Genomic DNA, 25,525 nt, shown 5'->3' on the forward strand with positions numbered 1-25,525 from the left:
TCACCCGCCCCGGTAGTGGCGGGTGTAGCGGTTGCCCAGCGAGGTGAGGATCTCGTAGCCGATGGTGCCCGCGTTGTCGGCCAGCACGTCGACCCCCTGCTGCGGTGTCAGCAGGCTCAGCGCGGTGGGTTCTTCGTCCAGCGCGGTGATGTCGACGCCGATCAGGTCCATCGAGATGCGGCCGCGGATCGGGCAGGGGGCCGCGCCGTGGTAGAGCGCGGTCCTGGGCCCCATCGCCCGGTGAATACCGTCGGCATAGCCCGCGGCCACGGTGGCGATGCGCGCCGGCGCCTCGGCCGTCCAGGTGTTGCCATAGCCCACCGTCTCACCCGGCTCGACGTCGCGGACCTGGATCACGGGCAGGGAGAGATTTACCACAGGTTGTGCCTCGTCGAACGGGCGCCCGCCATAGAGGCCGATGCCCGGCCGCGTCAGGTCAAAGTGATAGGCCGGCCCCAACAGGATTCCGCCCGTCGCCGACAGCGAGCGCGGCGCCGAGAGCCCGTCGGTCATTGCCCGGAAATTGCGCAGCTGAACGCGGTTCATGTCGTGCTCTGGCCCGTCTGCGCAGGCAAGGTGCGACATGATGAGCCGGATGTCCTGGCCCATGGCGATGTCGCGCAAGGCGGTCCATTCGGCTGCTTCCATCCCCAGCCGGTTCATCCCCGAATCGAGCTGCACGCCAAAGGGCGCGCCCGGCAGCGCCTCGACATGGCGCAGCATCTGGTCGATCGAATTCAGCATCGGCACCAGGTCGCAATCGCCGATCATGTCCGTGTCGCCGGCCATGTGCCCGCTGAAGACCATGATTTCCGGCCCCGGGCCCAGCTCGGCGCGCAGCGCGGCGCCTTCCTCGGCCAGCGCGACAAAGAACCGGCGGCAGCCCGCGCGGGCCAGGGCCCGGGCCACCCGTGCGGCCCCCAACCCGTAGGAATCGGCCTTGACCACCGCGGCGGTCTCGCAGGCGGTCATCGCATCCAGCGCCCGCCAGTTGGCGATCAGCGCGTCGAGGTCAATGGTGAGAGTTGCACAAGCCATGCCGGCGTTCTTGCCACGGGGGCCGCTGGGGTCAAGAGGGAAAGGTGCCGGCGCCGGTGCAGGCAGGTTCCGGCCCATGGCCGGCCCGTGGACAGGGCGCGTGATCCGCCACGGATCACTTCGGCAGGGCCTGGTGCTCTGGGCCCTTGTCCTTGGTTAAGAAATCGCGTAGATTGCACGTATAGGGAGAGTGAGGTGACGCGCTCTTCTTCCGGGGTCTGGTGCCGTCACGGTGGTTGCGAGTTCAATCGCCTTGTTGGCGCGAAAAGTGGCTTTGACCGACTACCGGGGGCTCGGACGATCAGTATCGAACGCATAAGTCAACGCCAGAGGATGATCCGCATCGATCGGGTCCTGTCGGCCGGGATCGACCCGATCCTGCAGGGTCTGGCCGACACGATCGCGGTCGGCCTGGGGTTCGAACACACCCTGGCCTGTTTTCGCCCCTCCGAGCTTCCGACTGCCGCCTATGCCGCCAGCACGGGCACCTCCGAGGCGATGACCCTGCGCATGCTGGCCTTCGTCAATGCCGAGATGTCGATGAACCGCGAGCGGCAGGACCGGGGCACGGACGACTCGGAGCGGCTCGAGTTCTGGCCGCCGCGCAGCTGTTTCCACGACGGCCGGACGATGCAGTTGCTGGGCGCCTCGCTGCGGGACGATACCGGGCGCGTGCTGGGCGGGTTCAGTGGCCTGGCCGAGCCGGGCAAGCGGTTCGACGCGACCACGGTCGAACTGCGCCGTCAGTTGGGGTGGCTGGCGACCCAGCTCTTCACTGCGCATCGCCAGCGCATCTCGGTCGAGCTGGACCTGGTGCAGGCCAACCGCGACAAGACCGAGCTGCGCGAACTGGTGGCGCGGGATGCGCTGACCGGGCTGGTCAACGGCAAGGTCTTTGCCGAACGGGCCGAGCAATGGCTGCGCAGCACGGACACGCCCAGCCTGTTCTACCTGCTCGACATCGACCGGTTCCGCGAGGTGAACGCGCTGTTCGGCCACCGGTTCGGCGACACCTATCTTGTCACGGTCGCGCGGGCGCTGTCCGACGCGGCGGGCGAGGGGGCGCTGGTCGGGCGCATCGGCGGCGACGAGTTCGCGGTGATCTGCCCGCTCAAGCAGGTGACCTCGGACGCGGTGGACCGGATGCTGGGCTCGGTCACAAACGCGATCCTGCGCCGGGCCGCGGGTCTGGGCCACCCCGAACTGGGCCGCGTCAGCATCGGGGCCGACGTGGTGCCCGGACGGGTACAGGGATTTTCGGAGGTCTTCGACAAGGCCGATTCCGCGCTTTATGCCGCCAAGGAGCAGGGGCGCGGCCGGCATTGCCTGTTCGACGCGCGGCGGAACCGCCGGTTCAGCGACCGCGAGATCTCGCGCCGGTTCATCGCGGACAGCGACGAGGGGCGCGTGGTGCCCTATTTCCAGCCCGTCTTTGACCTCGCGACCGGACGATGCACCGGGCTCGAGGTGCTGGCCCGCTGGCTGGACCCGGAAAAGGGCGCGCTGTCGCCGGATGCCTTCAACGCTGTCTTCGACGACCGCGACCTGGCCGAGGTGCTGACGCGCAACATGGTGTCGCAATCGCTCGAGGCCTATGCCGACCTGCTGGCGCGCGAAGGCGGGGCGGGGTGCCGGCCGATCCTGGCGCTGAACCTGACCACCTTCGACCTGCTCAAGCGCGAATTTGTCTTCGACCTGCAGACCGAGCTGGCCCGGGTGGCCGTGCCCTGGTCGTCGCTGGTGATCGAGGTGACCGAACGGGTCGTCATGGGCGAAAAGTCCGGCCAGGTCTTTCGCAACCTCAGCGAGATGCGCCGCCGGGGCGCCCGCATCGCGCTGGACGATTTCGGCACAGGGCATGGCGGCCTACGCCACCTGTCGGACTGGCCGCTTGACGTGCTCAAGATCGACCGCAGCTTTGTGCGGGCGCTGGCCGAGCACGCGGGGTCGCGCGACCGGGTGGTCTTTGACGCGATCCTGTTGATGGCCAGGAAATTCGGCTTCGGTGTCGTGGCCGAAGGCGTCGAGACGGCCGCGCAACTGGCTGCGCTGCGCGAGATCGGCTGCCCGCATGGCCAGGGCTACCTGCTGGGCGCGCCGGTCGCGGCCGAGGATCTCGACACGGTCTGCACGCCGCGCGACCTCCAGGCCCTCTCGGCGCCCGCGCCCGCGCGGGGCGCGCGATGAGCGGGACGCGGCAGCCCATGGGCGGGCAGGGGGGCCGTGCCGGCCAGGGCCCGTGCAGATGAGCGAGCGGATGCAGGCCGGCCGGGCCGAAGCGGTCACGCCGTTGGTCGTGGTCTGCGGAACGGTGGCCGAGATCCTGGCGCTGTTCGCCGCGGCCGCGCCACAGCCGGACTGTGCTTACCTGCTCGTGTTGCCCGCGGGCGAAGACGCGGCGGCGCTGGTCGAGCGCCAGCCGGACAGCAGACTGCTAGGCGAGGATGCCGCGATCGAGCCCGGGCGCCTGATCGTCCTCCCCGCGAACCGCTGGGCCATGCCGGGGGATCGCCGCCTGCGCGCCTCGACCCCGCCGGGGGACGAGCCGGATGCGCATGGTCGGCTTGACACGCTGCTGGGCAGCGCCAGCCTGCGCCAGCCTGGGAGGACGGCGGTGATCCTGCTGTCCGCGCTGCGGACGGACGGGCTGCTTGGCGTGGTGGCGCTGGCCGAGGCCGGCACGCTTGTCGTGATCGTGACGGCCGAAACCGAGCCGCCAGGCGGCGAGATCGGCCGCCTGCTCGAGATCGGGGCCGCGCGCGGCGCCGAGACGCCCGAGGCCATCGCCGGCCTGCTGGCGCGCCACTTCGATCCCGGGGCCGCGGCGGCGGCCCCGTCGCCCGCCGACGGGCCCCTGCTGACCGCGATCCGCGGCCGCCTGGGCCGGATCACCGCGCTGGACCTCGAGGCCTACAAGCCGCGCCTGCTGGCCCATGCCGCCGAGACGCGGCGCCGGGCGCTTGGACTGCCGGACCTCGCGGCCTACAGCGACCGCCTGCGGGGCGACCGGGACGAGGCCCGCCGCCTTCTCGACGCCTTCCTGATCGGCGTGACCGGCTTTCACCGCGACCCCTCGGCCTTTGCTGCCCTGCGGGCCGGCGTGCTCGACCCGCTGGTCGCCGGGATCGCAGAGCGCAAGACGCTGCGGGTCTGGATTCCCGGCTGCGCGACCGGCGAAGAGGCTTACTCGGTGGCCATGGAGCTTGACGATGCCCTGCGCGCCGCCGGGGCCCCCGGCGATTTCCGTGTCATCGCGACCGACGTGAACAGCCGCGCGGTCGAGATCGCCTCGGAGGGACGCTTTTCCGTGACCGCCGCCGCCGCCCTGCCGGCCCACCTGGCACAGCGCTACCTGCAGCCCGAAGGCGATCCGGGCGCGGGGATTGTGTCGATCGTGCCGCAGCTGCGACGGCACCTCATCTTTGCCCAGCACGACGTGCTGAGCGAGGCGCCGTTCCTGGATCTCGACCTGATCGTCTGCCGCAACCTGTTGATCTACCTGCGGTCCGAACCCCGGGCACGCGTGTTGTCGATGCTGCGGTTCGGGCTGCGGCCGGGCGGCTACCTGATGCTGGGCAAATGCGAAAGCCCGTCGGCGCTCGAAGAGCCGCTGCACCCGGTCGACCGCCGCTCGCGGATCTTTCGCCGGGCTGGCACCGACGGCGCGACCGCGCCGGGCGACGGGCCCGGAGGCCGACGGATCGGCGCGCCCGGGGCCACCGCCGGCGTGGCGTCCGAACTGCGCAAGGTCCGCGATCGCGGCGTTCTGCTGGATGCCTATGGCGCGCTATTGAACCGCTATGCGCCGCCGTCGATCCTGCTGACCGGCGAAGGCCAGGTGCTGAACTGGTTCGGCGCCGCCAAGCTGTTTGTCTCGAATGCACAGGGGGCGGGCGCGGGGCTGATCGAGGACGTACTGCACCCCGATCTCGGGGCGGCCCTGCGCGACATGCTGGGCCAGTTGCTAGGCTCGGGCGAACTGGTCGCGACCCGCGACATCGGCCTGCGCGTCCATGCCGACGAGAGCCAGCTGTGCTTCGTCAAGCTCGAGACGATCCACCGGCTGTCGGGCGACTGGCTGCTGATGGCCACGCTGCGGGTCGAAGGGTGCGATCCCCTCCCCGCAGCAGCCGGCGTGGCCAGCGATGCCGACCTATCCGCCAGACTGGTCGAGCTCGAGCAGGAGTTGCGCCTGATCAACTCCGCCTCGCGCCGCGTGGTCGACCGGCTGGAGGCGAGCAGCGAGGAGCTGCAGCTGAGCAACGAGGAGCTGCGCGCGTCGAACCAGGACCTGCGGGCGTCGAACCGGCACCTGCACAGTGCCAACAATGCCCTGCAAAAGCTCAACCTCGACCTGCTCGCGACGAACGGCTCGCTGCTGTCCAGCCGCGAGGTCCTGGGCCATGACCTCGAACTCGCGGGCCGCGCGCTGGCCGCGCTGGGGGCGACGGCGCTGGTGGTCGACCGCGCACAGACCGTGACGCGCGTGGTCGGTGCCGCGCGTGACATCACGCCTGGCTGGCGTGGAACCGCGCCCGGCGTCGCGCTGGCCCAGGTCATCCCTGCGCGGGACGCCCCGGACCTTGGCGCGGCGATCGACCGGGTGTTGGGCAGCGGCCAGCCCGCCACCTGCGCCGCCACGCTGAACGGGACCGCCCTTTCGCTGCGGATCGAACCGGTCGCGCCCGGGCTGGGCCACGCGAGCGTCCCGATGGTCATGGTGGTGCTTCCCGGCCCTGCGTGACGGGTCGCGGAAAGGTATTGTTCACCAATTGTTCCGCGTGTACCCTCGGGCGCATCGACCGCGCCTTTCGGAGAGAGACCTTGGAGCAACGTATCAGCCTGATCACCCTCGGCGTGCGCGACATGGCGCGCTGCGCCGCCTTCTACGACGCGCTCGGCTGGCAGCGCGAGGAGACTCCAGACGGCATGGTGGTCTATGACCTGCCGGGCCAGTCGCTGGGCCTCTACTCTCTCGAAAGCCTCGCCAATGACCTCGGCATTCCGGCCGACCGGCTCGGACATGGCGCCATGACCCTGTCCCACAATGTACGTGACAAGGCCGATGTGGCGCCCCTGGTCGAACGCATGCGCGCCGCCGGCGGAGAGGTGCTGCGCGAGGCGCATGACATCTTCTGGGGCGGGCATATCGCCTATGTCGCGGACCCCGAGGGCCATGTCTGGGAAATCTGCTGGAACCCGTTCGCGCCGCTTTCGCCCGACGGCGCCTTCCGCTGGACCGGCTATGGGGACCCGGCGTAGCCCCGGCTCCATGCGCGGGCTGGAAGAACTGGGGCGGGTCCGCCTGTCCCGGCAGTTCTACCTGCGCGACTTCCTGCATTCCGAGATCTCGGCGTTCCACGGCCTGCCCAACCTGCCGGACCGGCCCGAGCTGGTGATCGCCCATGGGCAGCGCCTGTGCCAAGACCTGCTCGAGCCGCTGCAGGACACCTTCGGGCGGCTGGCGATCCGGTCGGGCTACCGGTCGGCCCGGCTGAACGCTTATGGCAACGCGAACGGGCTGAACTGTGCGCGCAACGACCATCCGCTGGAATGCCACGTCTGGGACCGCGGCGAGGGGGAGGATGCCATCGCAGGCGCCTCGGTCGCGATCCCCTGGTTCGCGGACCGCTACGCCGAAGGGCGCGACTGGCGCGACCTGGCCTGGTGGCTTTACGACCACATCGATTTTGCCGAAGCGTGGTTTTTCCCCAAGCTCTGCGCCTTCAACATCGCCTGGCGACCTGCGCCGCGCCGGCGCATCGACAGCTACATCGCGCCGCGTGGCTGCCTTTTGCTCCCGGGTGCGGCGCCGCTTGAAAGCCTGGCCGAGCGCCAATCGCGCTACGCCGATTTCCCGCCCTTCCGCGGCATCGTGGTCCCGGTCTGACCAAGGTCGCCTTAGCCGAATCGTAACCATCTTCGTGGTGAATGGGCGCTGAACGTGGACAGGCAGGGGAGTCCCATGGCGCTTGCAGTGAAACGGCGCGAGGTCGGCGCAAAGCCGGAAAAGACCACCAGGCGCGACGATTTCCCCGATTTCGTCAACGGCATGACCCGCGCGCTCTGGGACCAGCGGCGGCAGGGCATCGGCATCGCCGATCTCTACGACCGCGAGGCGCGGATCGCCACCCCCTGGGGGCAGGCCCAGGGCCACGTCGGGGCCGGGCGCGAGATCTCGGCGCTGCTGGCGACCTTTCCCGACCGCCGCCTGCTGTCCGAGGATGTCGTCTGGTGCCCCCAGGGCGGGAGCGAATACCTCGGTGCGCAGCGCCTGCATGTCGAGGGCACGCAGACCGGCCCCGGTCGGTTTGGCCCCGCCACCGGTCAGCGCGTCGTGCACCGCGAGCTGTCCGAGCTGCACGTGCGCATGGGACGCGTGTCGCGCGAATGGCGCATCCGCGACACCGGCGCCATCCTGCGCGCCGGCGGCACCACGCCCGAGGACTGGGCCCGCGCCCAGGCCGCGGCGGGCGAACCCGCACCGCAGGCGGTGACCGAGCCGGCACAGCGGCTGGGCAATGACAGCGACTGGGCCCAGGTCTTCGAGGACCTGGTGCAACAGGCGCTTGGCGGCAATTTCTCGGCCATTCCCGCACAATACGACCCGGGCTGCGACCTGTCCTACCCGGGCGGCGAGGTGGCGCGTGGCCCCCATGCCGCCGAACGCTTCTGGCTGGGCCTCGGCGAAAGCTTTCCCACGGCCAAACTGACGATCCACGCCCGCATGGGGCTCGAGGAGCCGTTGATGCCCCCGCGCGCCAGCCTGCGCTGGACCCTCGCGGGCAAGCACGGCGGCTGGGGCCTTTTCGGCCGCCCGACCGGCGCCCATGTCCGCGTCATGGGCATGAGCCATGCCGAGTTCGGCCCGCGGGGCCTGCGCCGCGAATGGACCCTGATCGACGAGGCGGCGGTCTGGCTGCAGATCCTGTCGCCCCGCGATTGACCCGCTGATCCCGCGACGGCCCCGGCCGGCCTGCCGCCGGCGGGCATACCTGGGGAACCGTGACGCATGCCCGCGCGCCCTCTTGCCTTCATTGTTTCAAAAATACCTCGGGGGGGAGTCACCACAGGTGACGGGGGGCAGCGCCCCCCTTCCGCACCACCAGCCAGCGGGCGATTGCCCGGGCTTCGCACGCCCCCCGCCACGGATCCGCCGTTCCTGTCCGAACGGGATTGAGGCCCCGCCGTGCTTTTGGCATGCTGGCCAAAACGATAAGACAGACCCTGCCGTGGAACGGGGCGGCGGACAGGGTCGGGCAGGTTCCCCCGCAAGCAGGTGATGTCATGGCCGATCCTCTGGTGCTCTTGCCGGGCCTGATGTGCGACGCGCGGGCCTTTGGCCCGCAACTGGCCGAGCTGGGGCAGGTCGTGCCGGTGACCATCGCGCCGCTGGGGCAGGGCGAGCGGATGGAGGAGATCGCCTCGGGCCTCATCCCGCAGCTGCCGCGCCGCTTCGCCCTGGCCGGGCATGGCATGGGCGGCGCCGTCGCGATGGAGATCCTGCGCCGCGCGCCCGAGCGCGTCGCGCGCCTGGCGCTGATCGCCACCAGCCCGCTGCCCGACACGCCGTCGCAGGCGACCGACCGCGACACCCGCATCGTCGGCGCCCGCGCCGGGCGGCTGGCGCAGGTGCTGGCCGAGCATCACGGGCAAAGCCGCCTCGCCCATGGCCCCTTCCGCGCCGAGATCGCCGCGCTGATGGAAGAGATGGCCCTGTCGCTTGGCCCCGACACTTATGTGCGCCAGAACCGCGCCATGCAGCGCCGTCGCGACCAGCAGGCGACCATGCGCCGCTGCGCCGTCCCGACGCTGGTGCTCTGCGGCGCCGAGGACCCGCTTTATCCCGTCAAGCGGCAGGAATTCCTGGCCGAGCTGATCCCCGGCGCCACGCTCAAGGTGCTGGCGGGGGCGGGCCACATGCCGATGCTGGAACAGGCCGATGCGACCTCGGATGCGCTGCGCGACTGGCTGGGGTTGCCCTACGTGCTTCGTTAAGCTCCGAAAACGGAACATTTCTTTGCGAAAGCCTTCGAGCAAAGGCGCGAATTATCACCGGCACGGCCGGCCGAGACGATCTGAGAGTCTACACTCACCACGAACCGACATGGGTCTATGGCCTTGAAGGCGGGGACAGCCTGCGCGCCCACAATTCCAGATCGAAGCTTTACGGGGGGGAGGGCAATGACGAAATCCTCATCTTCCAGGCCGACGATTGGGCCTATGGCAACGACGGGGCGGACAGCATCACCTTCAATGGCAACGGCAGCATCGGCTTTGGCGGCGACGGAAACGATCGGCTCACCAGCTACTCTGTTGCCGGTGGCGGGAACCTCATGAAGGGCGGGCCGGGTCATGACACCCTCGCGGCGGGGTCGGGTCTGGACACGCTTGTTGGCGGATTGGGTGACGATCACCTGATCGAGGGCGTGCCCGGTCACTACGAAAGCTTCAGCGCCCTCTGGATGTGGGGCGGCCATGGAAATGACTATATCCGGGGCGGGCACGGCGCTGACACGCTGTTTGGCAACCAGGGCGCAGACGTGCTCGATTCCCAGAATGGAAATGACAAGCTGCATGCAGGGTCCGGGTATGACATCCTGCGCGGCGACTTTGGCGCGGACGAGCTATATGGGCACCGCGGCAACGACAGGCTGGATGGCGGCTTTGGCGCCGACATGCTCAATGGCGGCGCCGGGGCTGACCTGCTGACCGGCGATCCCGACGCTGGTGCAGGGGCAGATCGCTTTGTCTTCACGGCAACGATTGTCGAAGGCGGGCTGACCGGCAACGACACGATCACCGATTTCGACCGAAGCGAGGGCGACGTGATCCGCGTCTGGGGGCAGGTGGCCGAGGACGTGACGATCATCCAAGTCGGCGCGGACAGTCTGATCACCCATGCGCTGGGAACGGTGCTGGTCCTGGGCGTCACGGGCCTGACCGTCGACATGCTCGAGTTCATGTAGATCGGCGCCGCCTCAGGGCCGGATCATCCGCGACCCGCCCACCCGGTTCGGCGTCGCCCAGTCGGGCCAGCCGATCCAGGTCTCGATGGCATAAAGCGCGAAACAGACCGCGACGATGGCCAGTATGAAGATCACCTGGCGCATCGAGGGCGGATTCTGCGCCCAGCGCTTCATCCGCATCAGCCACATCGGGTTCATGACGCATCCTCCGTGAACCGCACCTTGCCGATGTAGCCCAGGTTGCGGTTGCGCTGCGCGAAGTCGATGCCGTAGCCGACGACGAATTCGTCCGGGATCTCGAACCCGATCCAGTCAGCCCGGAACGGCACCTCGCGCCGCGACGGCTTGTCGAGCAGGGCGATGGTGCGCAGCTTGGCCGGGTTGCGCCCGCTCAGCAGGTGATGAACGTTGATCATCGTATGTCCGGTGTCGACGATGTCCTCGACCACCAGCACGTCACGCCCCTCGATCTGGCCGCGCAGGTCCTTGAGGATGCGCACTTCGCGCGACGATTCCATCGCGTTGCCATAGGACGATACCTCGAGGAAATCGACCTCCACGTCGAGGCGCAGCTCGCGCACCAGGTCGGCGATGAACACGAAAGACCCGCGCAAGAGGCCGATGACGACCAGCTTGCCGGTCTCGGCGAACTCGGCCTCGATTTCGCGCGCCAGCTCCTCGATCCGGGCGGCGATGGCCTTGGCCGAGATCATCGTGTCGATCACGTAGGGACGGTCGGGCATGGCGCGCTCCGGGTTGATGGCGACGCCTTGGTGGCAAATCCGGCCGCGGAATGCCAGCCTTTTGACCGGCCGAAGCCCGTCCGGGTCACGCGGTCGCCTTGCACATGGGCGCGGCTCGTGGCACGAACGCGCGCACTCACGACCCGCGAGGGATTATGCCGACCCATTCCGAAACCCGCGTCCTGCCCTACACGGCGCAGCAGATGTACGACCTGGTGGCGGATGTGCGCCGCTACCCCGAGTTCCTGCCCTGGTGCGCCGCCGCCCGGATCCGCAGCCAGGAGCCGGCCGGCCCGGGCGTTGAGGTGATGGAGGCGGATCTCGTGATCTCGTTCAAGGTGTTCCGCGAACGCTTCGGCAGCCGAGTCACGCTCTACCCGGACGAGATGAAGATCGACACCGAATACCTCGACGGACCCTTCCGCTACATGAAATCCAACTGGGCCTTCGCCGAGGCGGAAGGCGGCTGCGAAGTGCGTTTCTTCGTGGATTTCGAATTCAAGAATGCGATACTGCAAGGCATCATCGGTGTCGTCTTCAACGAGGCGATGCAGCGGATTGTCCGCGCCTTCGAACAGCGGGCCGCCAAGCTCTACGGTTGATCCAAAGGAGCGCGCCAAGGCGCGCGCATGTTTGTCTCGTGACCGGCCAAGGCCGGTCCCTCGGTGTTGCCTCCGGCGGAGGTATTTGAAAAACCATGAAGACAACCGACCACCCTCTTTGGTATTCATCGTTTTGAAAGTACCTCGGGGGTGAGGCCCCTTGGGGCCGAGGGGGCAGCGCCCCCTCGCGGGCGGCGGCCTTGGCCGCCGCCCGCCGGTCGGATCGCCATGGCGATCCGAAACCGCGATCTCAGCTCGAGATGTCGTAGGCGCGCTCGCCATGCACGGTGAGGTCAAGCCCGTTGGTCTCGGTCTCGGCATCGACGCGCAGCGGCGTGATCAGCCCGACCAGCTTGACCAGCACCACGGTGACCACGGCCGTGAAGACCCCGACGATCGCCAGCGAGCCGAGCTGCGCGGACCAGCTGCCGGCGCAAAAGACCGCGATCATGATCGTGCCGAAGATCCCGCCCACGCCGTGCACGGCAAAGACGTCGAGCGTGTCGTCGATATGCAGCCGGTTGCGGATCAGGTTCACCGCCTCCTGGCAGAGGATCCCGGCGACGGCCCCGATGATCAGCGCCTCGACCGGGCCGACGAACCCCGAGGCCGGGGTGATCGAGGCGAGCCCCGCGATGGTCCCGGTGACGATGCCCACCAGCGACGCCTTGCCGAACTTGATCTTCTCCCACAGCGCCCAGGTCAACGAGGCGGTCGCCGCCGACAAATGCGTCACGGTTAGCGCCATGGCCGCGCCGCCATCGGCCGCCAGCTGCGAGCCGCCGTTGAAGCCGAACCAGCCGACCCAGAGCATCGCGGCCCCGATCATCACCAGCCCCGGCGAATGCGGCGGCGTGGTCTTCTGCCGTCGGGCGCCCAGCGACAGGGCGAGGATCAGGGCGGCCAGGCCCGCCGTCTCGTGCACCACGATGCCGCCGGCAAAGTCACGCACCCCGGTCTCGCCGAAGATGCCGCCGTCGGACAGCATCCCGCCGCCCCAGATCCAATGGGTCACCGGTGCGTAGACCAGCAGCATCCAGAGCCCCGAGAACAGCAGCACGAAGCCGAAGCCGATGCGCTCCACGTAGGCGCCGACGATCAGCGCAGGCGTGATGATGGCAAAGGTCATCTGGAAGGCAAAGAACAGCACCTCGGGCAAGCTGCCCGAGAGCGTCTCGGCGTCGATGCCCGACAGGAACATCTTGCCAAGACCGCCCCAGTAGGCGTTCCCCTCACCGAAGGCGATGGAATAGCCGGCGATGAACCAGAGCACGCTCATCAGGCAGGCGATGGCGTAGCAATGCATGAAGACGCTCAGCACGTTGCGGGCGCGCACGAGGCCCCCGTAGAAAAGCGCCAGGCCCGGCAATGTCATGAATAGCACCAGTGCCGTAGCCACGATGATCCAGGCGGTATCCGCTCCGTTCATGTCTCCCCCCATCCCTTTGTTCGGTTCCTTGGACGAGCGCGCTCAAACCGCAAGTGCGGCGCGAAAAAAAGAGGCGGCTTGGGGTATGGGTGGTGAAATGGAGTGCTTTTTGCAAACCGCACAATAAATGTGCGGCAATAGAGGCAATGTGCGCAAAGTCTCGGCTGAAATGGAATCAGGCGCCGCGAAGGGCGGCCAGCAGCAGGCTCAGCGCGTGATCCCGGGTCGCAGCGCGGACATTCTCGCGGCCAAGCGCGCCGAACTCCACGGTTTCCGTTCGCGTTTTGCCCGATTTCAAGGCGATGCCAAAGCAGACGCGGCCCTCGGGCTTGTGCTCGGACCCGCCCGGCCCGGCGATTCCCGTGACCGAGACGGCCAGCCCGGCCGCCGAATGGGCCAGTGCGCCCGTGGCCATCTCGCGGGCGATCTCTTCGGACACGGCGCCGGTGCGGGCGAGAGTCGTCTCGGAGACGCCCAGCATCTCGATCTTGGCGGCATTGGAATAGGTGACGAAACCCCGGTCGACCACGTCCGACGACCCGGCCACGTCGGTCAAAGCGGCGATGATCATGCCGCCCGTGCAGCTTTCGGCCGTGGCGATCATCACCCCGGCGGCGCGGGCGGCGGCAAGGACGTCCGTAGCGCTCATTGCATCAGCACCCCGTGGTAGAGCCCGGCCAGCAGGACGACCACGATGGCCGCGAAGATCCCGGCGATCACGTCGTCCAGCATCACGCCCATGGCGTCGCCGCGCCGGTCGGCCCAGCCGACGGGGCCGGGTTTCCAGATGTCGAAGAGCCGGAAAAAGACGAAGGCCGCGACCCAGCCCGGCCAGAGCGCCGTCAGCGGCACGTTGTTGTTTGCGGCGCCGAAGGCGATGGGCAGCAGGGCGATCCATTGTCCCGCCACCTCGTCGATCACGATCTCGGACGGGTCATGGTCGTCGCTGCTCCGGGTCTCGATCCCCGTGGCCCAGAGGCCGAGGCCGAATGCCAGCAGCACCCCGACCACCAGCAGCAAGGGTCCACCGATCAGCAGCAGCGGGTAAGCGACGATCAGCGCGGCCAGCGAGCCCCAGGTGCCCGGGGCAGGGCGCAGGTGCCCGGCGTAGAAGAAGGTGGCGATCAGGTGGGTCATGCTTTCACCAATGTGCAGGTGGCGAGGGCGGCGATGCCCTCCTCTCGGCCGGTGAAACCCAGCCGTTCCGAGGTGGTCGCCTTGATCGAGACGCGGGCGGGCTCGAGCCCCATGATCCGCGCCATCTCGGCCCTCATGGCAGCGGCATGGGGGCCCACTTTTGGCCGTTCGCAGATGATCGTGCAGTCGATATTGCCGATGGCAAAGCCGATCTCGCGCGCAAGCTCCACCGCATGGGTCAGGAAGATGTGGCTTTCCGCCCCCTTCCACTGCGGGTCCGAAGGCGGGAAATGCCGGCCGATGTCGCCCTGCGCCAGCGCGCCGTAGATCGCGTCGGTCACCGCATGCATGGCCACGTCGGCGTCGGAATGACCCATCAGGGCGCGGTCATGCGGCACCTTCACGCCGCACAGGACCACGTGGTCGCCGGGCTCGAACGCATGCACGTCGAAACCGTTGCCAAGGCGGATGTCCATGCTGCTCTCCTTCAGAATGCGGTCGGCGCGGGCGAAATCGCCGGGATGGGTGATCTTGAGATTGTCCTCGGAGCCGGGCGTGATCGTCACGCGCAGCCCGTCGGCCCGCGCCACCTCGACGTCGTCGGCGGCGTTCCGGGTGCGGGCGCGGTGCGCCCCGAGGATCGCGTCAAAGCGAAAGCCCTGCGGGGTCTGCGCGCGGAACAGCCCTTCGCGCGGCTGGGTGCCCGAGACCTCACCGCCCGTGCCGGTCCAAAGCGCGTCGGTCACCGGCACGGCCGGGGCCGCGCCCGGGGTGTCGTCCAGCGCGTCGAGCACGGCGTCGATCACGGCGGCGGGCACGCAGGGGCGGGCCACGTCGTGGATCAGCACCCGGTCGACCCCGCGATGGGCCAGCGCCTCGAGCCCCGCGCGCACCGAATCGGCGCGGGTAGCGCCGCCATGCACGACTGCAACGCCGGCGGGCGCGAGGCTTTCGTCATCGGGGTGAATTACCAGCACCACCTGGTCGATGCGCGGATGGGCGCGGAACCGCGCCACGGTGTGATCGGCCACGCGGGCGCCGGCCAGCGGCTGCCATTGCTTGGGCGTCTCGCCCCCCGCACGCAGCCCGCGCCCGGCGGCGACGATCAGCGCGACGGTGCTCATCCTGCGGCTCCATGGGCGGCGGTCATGCGCGGTCTTCCTTTGTCTTGCGGGCCGTCCAGCGACCCGCGGCCCATCGTGGCTGACTGTCTATGCGCGCCGTGCCTCAAGGGCAATCTCGGCGAGACGATGAAAAAACAGGCAGGTGCCCGCCACTTCATCCAAAACCCCGCGTCGCAGCGTTGCCCCTTGCCGCCTTTCGGGCTAATCCAATGGGGAATGCACAAGGATTAGGCATTTGCCCGCGATACGCGACACCCTTCTACCGCAGCCCCCCGTGATGCTCGCCCCGCTGGCGGGAATCACGGATCTGCCCTTCCGCGATCTCGTCGGCCGCTTTGGTGCGGGCCGCGTGGTCAGCGAAATGGTGGCCAGCCAGGAGATGGTGCAGGCCAAGCCGGGCGTGCGCGAAAAGGCCGAGCTGGGCTATGACCGCGCCGGCACCGCCGTGCAGCTGGCGGGGCGCGACCCCTGGTGGCTGGCCGAGGCCGCAAGGCTGGTCGAGGCGAACGGCGCCGCGATCATCGACATCAACATGGGCTGCCCGGCCAAGAAGGTGACCTCGAGCTCGGGCGCGGGCGCCTGCGGCTCGGCGCTGATGAAGGACCCGGACCATGCGCTGCGCCTGATCGAGGCTGTCGTGAACGCGGTTCAGATCCCCGTCACGCTCAAGACGCGGCTCGGCTGGGACGACGACATGCTGAACGCGCCCGAGATCGCGCGCCGGGCCGAGGAGGCGGGCGTGCGCCTTGTCGTGATCCACGGCCGCACCCGCTGCCAGTTCTACAAGGGCCGCGCCGACTGGGCCGCGATCCGCGCCGTGCGCGAGGCCGTGTCGATCCCGGTCGTGGCCAATGGCGACATCACCGGCAGCCGCACCGCCCGTGACGCGCTGGACCAATCGGGCGCCGACGGCGTGATGATCGGACGCGGCGCGCAGGGCCGGCCCTGGCTGCTGGCGCAGGTGGCACATGACCTCTACGGCGCCCCGGCGCCCGAGATCCCCGAGGGGAAGGCCTTTACGGAGATGGTGGCAGGACATTACGAGGCGATGCTGGATTTCTACGGGCAGGAGCTGGGCCTGAAGGTCGCGCGTAAGCACCTGGGCTGGTACATGGACACCGACGCGACGGGCCCCGAGCTGCGCCGCGCCGTGCTGACGGCGGGCACGCCCGCCGAGGTGCTGCGCCTGCTGCCCGATGCGCTGGAGATGGATGTGCAGGTGGCCGCATGATCGCTGTCCCGGATATGGACCTTGCGCTCTGGTCGTCGCTGCCCGTGCCCGGCATGGTGCTGGACGAGAACGACCTGATCGCCGAGGTGAACCCGGCCGCCGAGGGGTTCATGAACACATCGGTCAAGCACCTGGTGGGCCAACCGGTCTGGGACAAGCTGGCCATCGACGCGCCGATCGAGGAAAGCTTTGCCCGCGCCCGCGCCCATGGCACGCCGCTGTTCGTCAACGACGCCGACGTCGGCACGGGGGATCGGCCGCCGGTGCAGTGCAACCTCAGTTTCGCGCCCATCGGCGGGCAGCCGGGGCGGATGATCCTGCTGATCCACCCGCGCGAACTGGCGGGCCGCATGACGCAAAGCCACACGGTCAAGTCGGCGGCGAAATCCGCCATCGGCATGGCCGAGATGCTGGCGCACGAGATCAAGAACCCGCTGGCCGGGATCACCGGCGCCGCGCAGCTTCTGTCGATGAACCTGAGCCAGGAAGACCTGGAACTGACCGACCTCATCGTGGCCGAGAGCCGCCGCATCGTGAAGCTGCTGGAACAGGTCGAACAATTCGGCAACCTCAGCCGTCCCGACATGCGCGCGGTCAACCTGCACGACGTGCTCGACCGGGCGCGCCGCTCAGCGCTGCTGGGGTTCGGCGCCGAGATGAAGATCGTCGAGGATTACGACCCCTCGCTGCCCCTGGCGCTTGGCGACACCGACCAGCTGGTGCAGGTCGTGCTGAACCTGCTCAAGAACGCCTCCGAGGCGGCGGGGCCGGGCGGTGGCACCATCCGGCTGCACACCTTCTACGACCATTCCTTCCGCACCCGCCGCGCCGATGGCAGCGTCGTGTCGCTGCCGCTGCAGGTCGAGGTGATCGACGACGGCCCGGGCCTGCCCGAGGCGATCAAGTCCGACATCTTCGAGCCCTTCGTGTCGGGCCGCGAGAACGGCACCGGCCTCGGCCTGGCGCTGGTCAGCAAGATCGTTTCGGACCACGACGGCTGGATCGCCGTCAACTCGGTGCCCGGACGCACCGTGTTCCGAATTTCGTTGCCGCGCGCCCCGCGCGAACCCCAAGGAGAGTAACCCATGGATGGCACCGTCCTCGTCGCCGATGACGACCGCACGATCCGCACCGTTCTGACCCAGGCGCTGACCCGCGCCGGCTGCAAGGTGCATGCCACCTCCTCGCTGACCACGCTGATGCGCTGGGTGGGCGAGGGCAAGGGCGACGTGGTCATCAGCGACGTGATGATGCCCGACGGCAATGGCTTGGAAATGCTGCCGAAAATCGCGCAGGACCGGCCTGGTCTGCCGGTCATCGTGATCTCGGCGCAGAACACGATCATGACCGCGATCCAGGCGGCCGAGGCCGAGGCCTACGATTACCTGCCCAAGCCCTTCGACCTGCCGGACCTGATGAAGCGGACGGCCCGCGCGCTGGAAGAACGCCGCCGCGTCTCGCCCGCCGCATCGTCGCTGGACGAGCCCCCGCGTGAACCGGACGAGCTGCCGCTGGTCGGCAAGACCCCGGCGATGCAGGCGCTCTACCGCCTTGTCGCGCGGGTGATGAACACCGACCTGCCGGTGCTGATCACCGGCGAGTCGGGCACCGGCAAGTCGCTGATCGCCCGCGCGATCCACGACTTTTCCGACCGCCGCACGCTGCCCTTCGTGACTGTCACCGGGTCGGAACTCTCGGACCTCGAAGGCCCCGCGCGGGTGCTGGCACGGGTCAAGGGCGGCACGCTGCTGATCGACGAGCTGGGTGATGTGTCGGACGAGGTCCAGGCCCGCATCGTGCGCATGATGGACAACCCGGGCGAACATGTGCCGCGCTTCATGGCCACCAGCCAGGGCGACCTGAGCAGCGCCATGGACGAGGGCCGCGTGCGCCAGGATCTCTATTACCGCATGTCGGGCGCCGTGCTGAACGTGCCCTCCTTGCGTGAGCGGGTCGAAGATATCGCCCTGCTGACCGAGCATTTCCTGGTGCGCGGCGAACGCGAGGGTGCGCCCCGTCGCGCCCTGTCCAGGGACGCCGAAGCGCTGTTCCGCGCCTATTCCTGGCCCGGCAACGTGCGGCAGCTGGAAAACGCCGTGCGCCGGCTCTGCCTGACCGCGCGGACGGACGAGATCTCCCGCTCCGAGGTCGAGGCGGTGCTGGGCAACCAGCCCGAGGTCGAACCCGTGCTGACCGGGTCCTCGTCGGAGAAACTTTCGACCTCGGTCGCGCGTCACCTCAGGCGCTATTTCGACCTTCACGGGAACATGCTGCCGCCTCCGGGGCTTTACGCGCGCATCCTGCGCGAGGTCGAAGCGCCGCTGATCGAGATCGCTCTCGAGGCGACGGGCGGCAACCAGGCCAAATGTGCTGATCTTTTGGGAATCAACCGCAATACTTTGCGCAAGAAGATCACCGACCTCGGTTTGGAGGTGACACGGCGCCGCAAGTTGATGTAAAAGGGCAACATAACCTGTGGCAATGACGCATCGCGCGTCCAACGACCACAAGATATGGCGGCCTGGCACATAAGTGCCACATCAGAATGAGGGCAGCGGGTGGCAACCCGGGCACGAAGCATGACATGGGCGACGCGTCTGGCGCGCCTGCGGCGCACACGCCGGGTGCAAAGCATCGCGACCCTCGGGCTCGTGATCCTGGGCCCCGTGCTGGTGCTTGCAACCTTCCTTGTCCTCGGTCCGCTCGACCAGGCGGTGGACACCTTCGGGTTGCGGCTGATCCTGCTTGCCGACCTCGTTTACGTGTTGCTGGTGGCCGCGCTGGTGCTGCAACGGGTGGCGCGCATGGTCTCTGCGCGCCGGCAACGCTCAGCCGGGTCGCGGCTGCACCTGCGACTGACCGGCGTCTTCACCATCATGGCGCTGATCCCCACCGTCTCGGTCGCCGTCTTCGCCACGCTCACCGTGAACATCGGGCTCGAGGGCTGGTTCTCGGACCGTGTGCGCGGTGTGGTGGGCGCGTCTCTCGCGGCTGCCGAGGCCTACGAGGAAGAGCACCGCGCCGACCTGCGCACCGATGCGCGGGCGCTGGCCAATTACCTCAACGCGCAGCGGCGGTTCTCGCTGTTCCTGACTGATGCCGACCTGCGGGTCCTGCTGGGCCAGGGCCAAAGCCAGATTCAGCGCGGCCTGCGCGAGGCCTATATCATCGACGGCACGGGCGAGATCCGGGCGCGGGGGGAGCGGTCTTATCTCTTTGATTTCGAACAACCGTCGCAGGGCCAGATCCGCGATGCCGATGCCGAGGGGCTGATCGTCATCGAGGATTGGGACAACAACGAATTTCGCGCGCTGATGCCGCTGACCGGCTACGTGGACCGCTATCTCTACGTCAGCCGCAACGTGGACGGGGCGATCCTGAACCTGCTCGACGACACCCAGCAGACCGCGCAGCTGTATCAGCAACTGGAACGCGAACGGGGCCGGGTGCTGTTCGAATTCGGGCTGCTCTATCTTGGCTTCGCGGTCATCCTGATCCTCGCCGCGATCTGGCTGGCGCTGTGGTTCGCCGAACGCCTGTCGCGCCCCGTGGGGCGGCTGGCGGGCGCCGCGCAGCAGGTCGGCAGCGGTGATCTGGACGTGACCGTGGCCGAAGAGGACGGCGATGACGAAATTTCGCAATTGAGCCGTATTTTCAACCAGATGACGGGTCAACTTAAGAAACAACGTGATGAGTTGCTTGAAACCACGCGGCAGATCGAACGCCGCCGGCGGCTGTTCGATTCCGTGCTGTCCTCGGTCACATCTGGCGTTGTGGGATTGGATGAAGAAGGCCGTGTAACCTTCGTCAATCGTTCGGCCGAGCGGCTGCTCGATTGGCAGGAGGACCGCGCCTCCATGCCGCTCTCGGTGGCCGTGCCCGAGTTCGGTCCGCTGTTCGAGCGGCTGCGCGAAAGCGCGCACGAGGTCACGCAGGAAGAGCTGAAGGTCACACGCAGCGGGCGGCCCGAAAGCCTGCTGGTCCGCGTCTCGACCCGGCGGCGCGAGGATGGCAGCCTGGAAGGCTACGTGGTCGCCTTTGACGATGTGACCGACCTTGTGACGGCGCAGCGGATGGCAGCCTGGGGCGACGTGGCGCGCAGAATTGCCCATGAAATCAAGAACCCGCTGACCCCGATCCAGTTGTCGGCTGAGCGCATCCGGCGCAAGTTCGGCCCCAAGCTGCCCGATGATTACGAAAAGCTGGAACAGATGACCGAGGTCATCGTGCGCCAGACCGGCGACCTGCGGCGCATCGTGGACGAGTTCAGCAAGTTCGCCCGCATGCCGGAACCGGACCGACGGGCCGAGGACGTGGCCAACCTGCTGCGCAACGCCGTGCTGCTGCAAGAGGCGGGCCAGCCCCTGGTCGCCTTTGATACCGAGATCACCGACCGCGCGCTGCCGGCGCAGCTGGACGCGACCATGATCAGTCAGGCCTTCACCAACATTCTCAAGAACGCCGGTGAAGCCATTGAGACCTATGTCGAAAAGACCGGAAACGTCGATCACGCCCGGCGCATCCGCGTGACCTGCGAGGCCGATGGCCCGGACGCGCTGGTGCGGGTCACCGACAACGGCATCGGCCTTCCCGAGGACCGGGCGCGGCTGTTCGAACCCTACGTGACGACCCGTGACAAGGGCACCGGCCTTGGCCTGCCCATCGTCAAGAAGATCATCGAGGAGCATGGCGGCACGCTGGCGCTTCTCGATGCCGACCCCTTCGAGCCGGGGGCGCACCAGGGCGCCATGGCCGAGATCCGGCTGCCCCTGACGCAGCCGGCCCCGAAAAGAGAAACAGAAATAATAGCGGTGGAACAGGCAGATGAGTGATATTCTTATCGTGGACGATGAACGCGATATCCGGGAATTGATGTCGGATATCCTGGAAGACGAAGGCTATGCGACCCGGCTCGCCGGCACCTCGGATGACGCCATGGCGGCGATCAACACCGAGCCGCCCGCGCTGCTGATCCTCGACATCTGGCTCAAGGACAGCCGGATGGACGGGATCGACATCCTCAAGACGGTCAAGCGCGACAATCCCGACATCCCGGTGGTCATCATTTCCGGGCATGGGAACATCGAGATCGCGGTGGCGGCGATCAAGCAGGGCGCCTATGACTTCATCGAAAAACCCTTCAACATCGACCAGTTGCTGGTCGTCATTCGCCGCGCGATGGAGGCCAGCCGCCTGCGCCGCGAGAACATTCAGCTGCGCCGCAAGGACATTGCCGCCGCCGAGATGATCGGCGAAAGCGCGGCCTTCCGCACCATGATCTCGCAGCTCGACAAGGTGACCAAGTCGAACGGGCGCGTGATGCTGACGGGCCCCTCGGGCTGCGGCAAGGAGGTAGCGGCGCGCTACATCCACAGCCAGTCGAACCGCAAGGATGCGCCTTTTGTCACCGTCTCGAGCGCGTCCATCGGGCCGGACCGGATGGAGGAGGTTCTGTTCGGCCGCGAAGGCAGCGAGCGGGGCGTGGAGCCAGGTTTGCTCGAGCAGGCGCATGGCGGCGTGATCTATTTCGACGAGGTCGCGGACATGCCGCTTGGCACCCAGTCCAAGATCCTGCGCGTGCTGGTCGACCAGCAGTTCCAGCGGGTGGGCGGCACCGACAAGGTGCGGGTCGACCTGCGCGTCATCAGCTCGACCAGCCGCGACCTCGCGCTCGAGATCGAGCAGGGGAATTTCCGGCAGGAGCTCTATCACCGCCTCAACGTGGTACCGATCCCGGTCCCCAGCCTCGAAGAGCGGCGCGAGGACATTCCGCTGCTGGCGCGCTACTTCATCGAGCAGGCGAACAAGACCCAGGGCCTGGTCGCGCGGGAACTCAGCGACGAGGCGGTGGCGCTAATGCAGACCATGGTCTGGCCGGGCAACGTGCGCCAGCTGCGCAACCTGGTGGAACGGGTCCTGATCCTGGGCGACGGCACCGGCCCGATCGAGGCCAAGGAACTGCCCTCGGAGAACGAGGCGTCGGGCGAGGAAAGCCGCGTGATCCTGTCGGGCGCGCTGGCCAGCCTGCCGCTGCGCGAGGCGCGCGAGGCCTTCGAGCGCGAGTACCTGCTGACCCAGATCAACCGCTTTGGCGGCAACATCAGCCGCACTGCGAATTTCGTCGGGATGGAGCGGAGTGCGCTGCACCGCAAGCTGAAATCGCTGGGGGTCGTGACCACCTCCAAGTCCGGCGGCCGCGTCGCGCATGTGGAGGAAGAGGCCTAGTCCAGCACCAGCGTGCACATGGGGATCTCGAGGAAGGCCTGGCAGACCTGCGCCGGCGCTTCGGCCCCGTCGGGCGGCGCAAGCACCATGTCGAAACCGCCGGAGATGGCGGCGTCGGCCGCGCTGCGCCAGTAGCCGGCCATCGCGGCGATGCTGTCGCCGCTTTGCAGCGACCCGTCCTGCACCTCTGCCATGTAGTCGAAGAGCCGCAGTCCCGAGACATTCGCCAGCAGCGGCTCGCCCGCCTGCGCGAACAGCCGGGTGACCTGGGCCGCCGCGCCGATGCGGATCAGCGGGCGCATCTCCTCGTACTGGAAGAGGTCGACGAAGGCGGCGATCAGCGCGTCGTGGTCCACCGCCTCGCCCCGCGCCAGTGCCGCGTAGCCGTCGTAGACCGTGGCCTGGGACGTCCATTTCACCCGGTCCTCGGCATCCATCGTGCCAAGCGCCAGCGCGGCGCGGACATGGGCGGCGGCGGCGGCCGCATCGCCGGCAGTCACCGCCTCGTCCGCCTGTTGCAGGTAGAGGTCGCTTTGCGCGGCCGGATTGCCTGCTGCCAGTTGGGCGAGGCCGTCCAGCAGCAGCGCCCGGCGTGCCGGGTCCGCCGCGCCCGTGCTGTCGAGCAGGGCCGAGATCACCGCATGGGCGCTGTCGCGCGTGGTGGCGTCGGTGAAGAAATCGGCGCGCAGCGCGCCGTCCGGGGCCAGGTCGGCAAAAGCGCGGTCGTAGTGGCGGGCGGCACGGTCCGGGCTGCCGTGCAGCGTGGCGATCCAGCCACGGTTCATCGACACCAGCGCGTTGTAGATCGTCACAAGGGGCAGGGGATCGGCCAGTGCCTGCGGCAGGCGCAGCCCGGTCAGAAGCTGTTCGGCCTGGTCGAGATCGCCGGCCACGAAGAGCTGCGCCGCCTCGTTGGCAAGGGCGCTGGCGTGTTCGAACCCGGGACTTTGCGCAAGGCTGACGGGCGGGCTTTCGATCAGCGCCAGCTGCTCCGGTCCCAGCCAGGTCGACAGGTCGGTGTCGATGCGGGCACGCGTGGCCGCAAGGGCATCGGAGAGGCCCCACCAGGCCTCGAAATAGGCGCGCCACGAGAGGACGTAGCCCAGCATCTCGGGGTGGTCTTTGGCCAGCGCCTCGGCCTCGTCCAGCAGGGCAAAGCCGCGCTCGAACCGGGCGAGGCCGCCCATGACCTGCGCGGCGGTCGCGACCATGACCTGCGCCCAGGCCGGGTCAAGCGGACCTGACGCGCGCGCTGCCTCGAGCGCGGCGGTCATCTCGCGGTCAAGGCCGAGGCCGCCGTCGGCCTCCACGATGGCGTCGAACCGGTCGAGCAGGGCTTGCGGAGTCTCGGCGGCGAGCGGCGCGGCGAGCAGGGCGAGCGACAGGGCGAGGGCACGGATCATGCGCCGCCCCCCACGACGAAGAACGGCGCCCAGGCGCGGGGGTGGGCGAGGGTCGGGTCGCTCTCGTCCGCCATGAGGTGCAACATCGAGCGGCGCAGCGCCTCGGCCTTGGGCAGGGCCGGGTCGGCGGCCATCTCTGCGAAGGCGCCCGAGGTCAGCCGCGCCGCCGCGTCGTCGCGCACGGGCCAGTGCGAGACCAGCAGCGATTGCGCCCCTGCGGCAAAGAAGGCGCGGGCGAGGCCCGACAGCCCCTCGGCCCCCGCACCATCGCCGGCGGCGGTGTTGCAGGCCGAAAGCACGACCCAATCGGCCGAGAGGGTGAGGCCCGCGATCTCTCCGGCCGTAAGCAGGCCATCGTCGGCGGGGCCGGGCGCGGCGGGGGGCGTCAGGGCGAGGGCGGGCTCGGCCAGGCCCTGCAGCTCTCCGGCGATCAGGCCATGGGTGGCAAAGACGATGACGTCGCGAGAGGCGAGGTCGGCGGTCCTGATCGCGGTCTCGCTGGCGTCGGCACCCAGCAGCACCTCGGCCCGGCCGTCGAACTGGCGGGCGATGGCGGTGACTTCGCGCCGGGTGCCGGGCAGGGGGGCGAGGGCGCTGACATCCACCCCGCCGCCCGCGCGCGAGACCTCCATGGCGCTGGCCGCGCCCGAGAAAACCGGATCGCCCACCGCCAGCAGGGTGGGCAGCGACGGGGCGGGCGGCGCGGCGGACAGCGCGCGCAGCGACACGACCGAAGGCATCAGCGTCAGCGCGTGGCTGCGGGCGAGCCAACTGGCGTGGCGCAGCGTCTCGTGCCCTTCGGGCGCGGTGACATCGTCGTAGGAGGTGAGCAGCGCGGCGAAGGGCAGCCCGATCCAGGCATCGTCCGCGACCAGCCGCAAGTGGCTGTAATCGCCCATCTCTGCGGCAAAGGCGCCGAACAGCAGGATATAGAGATTGGCCGCGAGCTGGCGGTTGAACGGGGGCAGGGAGACCGGCGCGGGATCATCGTCCAGCGCCGCGGCCCCGCGCAGCCCCTCGCCCAGGCCCATGCCCTCGCGGAAGGCGGCGACCAGCCCGGCGGCATCGGCGCGCGGGATGCCGACCCGGTGCCAGATCACCCGGTCCGGGGCCACGAGCCAGAGGAACAGCGCGTCCTCTCCCTGGTGGAGCAGCACCAACGCCTCACCCTCGGCCAGAAGGCCGCGCGCTTCGGCCAGGGTGACCGGCGCGGGGGCCGTGATCTCGCGCCAGCGGGGGAAACTGCGGGCCAGCCGCTCGGCATTGACGAAAAGGGCGGTTTCCAGCTCATCGAGGCGGATCGCGCGGGTGGCCTCGTCGAGGCCCGGTTCGCCCGCCACCTGCGCTTGCCGCTCCTCGAGATCGCGCCGTTCCAGCGCCAGCGCCTCGGCCCCCTCGGCGCGGGCGGCGAGGCGCAGGGCGATCTGCTGCACGGCACGGGCGGCGCTACCGCCCTGCACGCGCTGCGCCAACTGGAACATCGCGTCCACCTGGCCGGCGGGGGTGGGGATGCCCTCCTCCTGCGCGATGGCGGGCAGGGGCAGGCAGAGACAAAGGCAGAAACAAAGCGCGCGCAACATGGCGCCAGATCAGCCCGGGCAGGCGGCGCCCGTCAAGTGACATC

23 protein-coding genes are annotated in these 25,525 nt (G+C 68.8%); 13 read left to right on the forward strand and 10 right to left on the reverse strand.

The genetic code is table 11. From position 1 onward, the window contains the following. Complete coding sequence (alr, locus tag MF270_RS12340; RefSeq protein WP_238366194.1) at positions 1-1,038, reverse strand: alanine racemase; 1,038 nt, start codon at positions 1,036-1,038, stop codon at positions 1-3. A 333-nt stretch (positions 1,039-1,371) separates the two neighbouring features. On the opposite strand from alr, the gene MF270_RS12345 reads away from it, so the two are divergent. From MF270_RS12345 to MF270_RS12370, 6 genes are all read left to right on the forward strand, one after another. Further along, complete coding sequence (locus MF270_RS12345) at positions 1,372-3,225, forward strand: putative bifunctional diguanylate cyclase/phosphodiesterase (protein ID WP_238366195.1); 1,854 nt, start codon at positions 1,372-1,374, stop codon at positions 3,223-3,225. A gap of 58 nt (positions 3,226-3,283) precedes the next feature. After that, complete coding sequence (locus MF270_RS12350) at positions 3,284-5,782, forward strand: CheR family methyltransferase (protein ID WP_238366196.1); 2,499 nt, start codon at positions 3,284-3,286, stop codon at positions 5,780-5,782. Positions 5,783-5,862: 80 nt separating this feature from the next. Beyond that, positions 5,863-6,300 (forward strand): VOC family protein, encoded by a 438-nt coding sequence (locus tag MF270_RS12355; RefSeq protein WP_238366197.1) that lies wholly within the window; start codon positions 5,863-5,865, stop codon positions 6,298-6,300. A gap of 10 nt (positions 6,301-6,310) precedes the next feature. Beyond that, positions 6,311-6,928: a hypothetical protein gene (locus tag MF270_RS12360; protein ID WP_238366272.1), complete on the forward strand. Its 618-nt coding sequence runs from the start codon at positions 6,311-6,313 to the stop codon at positions 6,926-6,928. A gap of 75 nt (positions 6,929-7,003) precedes the next feature. Further along, positions 7,004-7,984 carry a nuclear transport factor 2 family protein gene (locus MF270_RS12365; protein WP_238366198.1) on the forward strand — a complete coding sequence of 327 codons (981 nt, stop codon included), beginning with the start codon at positions 7,004-7,006 and terminating at the stop codon, positions 7,982-7,984. 341 nt (positions 7,985-8,325) lie between these two features. Next, complete coding sequence (locus MF270_RS12370; protein ID WP_238366199.1) at positions 8,326-9,036, forward strand: alpha/beta fold hydrolase; 711 nt, start codon at positions 8,326-8,328, stop codon at positions 9,034-9,036. Here MF270_RS12370 and MF270_RS12375 read toward each other — a convergent pair. Then, a complete protein-coding gene (locus MF270_RS12375) occupies positions 9,033-9,395 on the reverse strand; it encodes a hypothetical protein (RefSeq protein ID WP_238366200.1) in 363 nt (120 codons plus the stop codon). The genes MF270_RS12370 and MF270_RS12375 overlap by 4 nt on opposite strands. 45 nt (positions 9,396-9,440) lie before the next feature. Here MF270_RS12375 and MF270_RS12380 point away from each other — a divergent pair, with 45 nt between their 5' ends. Next, the gene (locus tag MF270_RS12380; RefSeq protein ID WP_238366201.1) at positions 9,441-10,007 is read left to right on the forward strand and encodes a calcium-binding protein; all 567 of its coding nucleotides are present in this window, start codon (positions 9,441-9,443) and stop codon (positions 10,005-10,007) included. A 12-nt stretch (positions 10,008-10,019) separates the two neighbouring features. On the opposite strand, the gene MF270_RS12385 is transcribed toward MF270_RS12380, so the two are convergent. Further along, positions 10,020-10,205: a hypothetical protein gene (locus MF270_RS12385; RefSeq protein WP_238366202.1), complete on the reverse strand. Its 186-nt coding sequence runs from the start codon at positions 10,203-10,205 to the stop codon at positions 10,020-10,022. Continuing rightward, a complete protein-coding gene (hpt, locus tag MF270_RS12390; protein WP_238366203.1) occupies positions 10,202-10,750 on the reverse strand; it encodes a hypoxanthine phosphoribosyltransferase in 549 nt (182 codons plus the stop codon). The genes MF270_RS12385 and hpt overlap by 4 nt, the downstream gene beginning before the upstream one ends. Positions 10,751-10,905: 155 nt before the next feature. On the opposite strand from hpt, the gene MF270_RS12395 reads away from it, so the two are divergent. Beyond that, entirely contained in the window at positions 10,906-11,352 is a 447-nt protein-coding gene (locus MF270_RS12395; protein WP_238366204.1) for a type II toxin-antitoxin system RatA family toxin, read from the forward strand. A gap of 250 nt (positions 11,353-11,602) precedes the next feature. Here the strand turns inward: MF270_RS12395 and MF270_RS12400 are convergent, their stop codons facing one another. From MF270_RS12400 to MF270_RS12415, 4 genes are all read right to left on the reverse strand, one after another. Beyond that, the gene (locus MF270_RS12400; RefSeq protein ID WP_238366205.1) at positions 11,603-12,781 is read right to left on the reverse strand and encodes an ammonium transporter; all 1,179 of its coding nucleotides are present in this window, start codon (positions 12,779-12,781) and stop codon (positions 11,603-11,605) included. Between the two features lie 175 nt (positions 12,782-12,956). Beyond that, entirely contained in the window at positions 12,957-13,430 is a 474-nt protein-coding gene (locus tag MF270_RS12405) for a CinA family protein (RefSeq protein WP_238366206.1), read from the reverse strand. Beyond that, complete coding sequence (locus tag MF270_RS12410) at positions 13,427-13,918, reverse strand: phosphatidylglycerophosphatase A family protein (RefSeq protein WP_238366207.1); 492 nt, start codon at positions 13,916-13,918, stop codon at positions 13,427-13,429. Before MF270_RS12410 ends, MF270_RS12405 begins: the two co-directional genes overlap by 4 nt. After that, positions 13,915-15,042: a bifunctional 2-C-methyl-D-erythritol 4-phosphate cytidylyltransferase/2-C-methyl-D-erythritol 2,4-cyclodiphosphate synthase gene (locus MF270_RS12415; RefSeq protein ID WP_238366208.1), complete on the reverse strand. Its 1,128-nt coding sequence runs from the start codon at positions 15,040-15,042 to the stop codon at positions 13,915-13,917. The genes MF270_RS12410 and MF270_RS12415 overlap by 4 nt, the downstream gene beginning before the upstream one ends. Before the next feature lie 277 nt (positions 15,043-15,319). Here MF270_RS12415 and dusB point away from each other — a divergent pair, with 277 nt between their 5' ends. The 5 genes from dusB (at position 15,320) to ntrX (ending at position 22,498) form a co-directional block, all read left to right on the forward strand. Next, complete coding sequence (gene dusB / locus MF270_RS12420) at positions 15,320-16,273, forward strand: tRNA dihydrouridine synthase DusB (protein ID WP_238366209.1); 954 nt, start codon at positions 15,320-15,322, stop codon at positions 16,271-16,273. Then, positions 16,270-17,355 carry a two-component system sensor histidine kinase NtrB gene (locus MF270_RS12425; RefSeq protein WP_238366210.1) on the forward strand — a complete coding sequence of 362 codons (1,086 nt, stop codon included), beginning with the start codon at positions 16,270-16,272 and terminating at the stop codon, positions 17,353-17,355. The genes dusB and MF270_RS12425 overlap by 4 nt, the downstream gene beginning before the upstream one ends. A gap of 3 nt (positions 17,356-17,358) precedes the next feature. Beyond that, positions 17,359-18,732, forward strand: coding sequence for a response regulator (locus MF270_RS12430; RefSeq protein WP_238366211.1), 1,374 nt, complete (start codon positions 17,359-17,361; stop codon positions 18,730-18,732). Between the two features lie 120 nt (positions 18,733-18,852). Beyond that, positions 18,853-21,105 (forward strand): sensor histidine kinase NtrY-like, encoded by a 2,253-nt coding sequence (locus MF270_RS12435; protein WP_238366212.1) that lies wholly within the window; start codon positions 18,853-18,855, stop codon positions 21,103-21,105. Then, entirely contained in the window at positions 21,098-22,498 is a 1,401-nt protein-coding gene (gene ntrX, locus MF270_RS12440) for a nitrogen assimilation response regulator NtrX (protein WP_238366213.1), read from the forward strand. Before MF270_RS12435 ends, ntrX begins: the two co-directional genes overlap by 8 nt. Here ntrX and MF270_RS12445 read toward each other — a convergent pair. Both MF270_RS12445 and MF270_RS12450 read right to left on the reverse strand, forming a co-directional pair. Then, entirely contained in the window at positions 22,495-23,901 is a 1,407-nt protein-coding gene (locus MF270_RS12445; RefSeq protein ID WP_238366214.1) for a hypothetical protein, read from the reverse strand. The genes ntrX and MF270_RS12445 overlap by 4 nt on opposite strands. Then, complete coding sequence (locus MF270_RS12450) at positions 23,898-25,481, reverse strand: CHAT domain-containing protein (protein WP_238366215.1); 1,584 nt, start codon at positions 25,479-25,481, stop codon at positions 23,898-23,900. The genes MF270_RS12445 and MF270_RS12450 overlap by 4 nt, the downstream gene beginning before the upstream one ends. Positions 25,482-25,525 lie beyond the last annotated feature (44 nt).

Origin of the sequence: Mesobacterium pallidum (assembly GCF_019966535.1) — a bacterium.
GTDB lineage: Bacteria > Pseudomonadota > Alphaproteobacteria > Rhodobacterales > Rhodobacteraceae > Mesobacterium > Mesobacterium pallidum.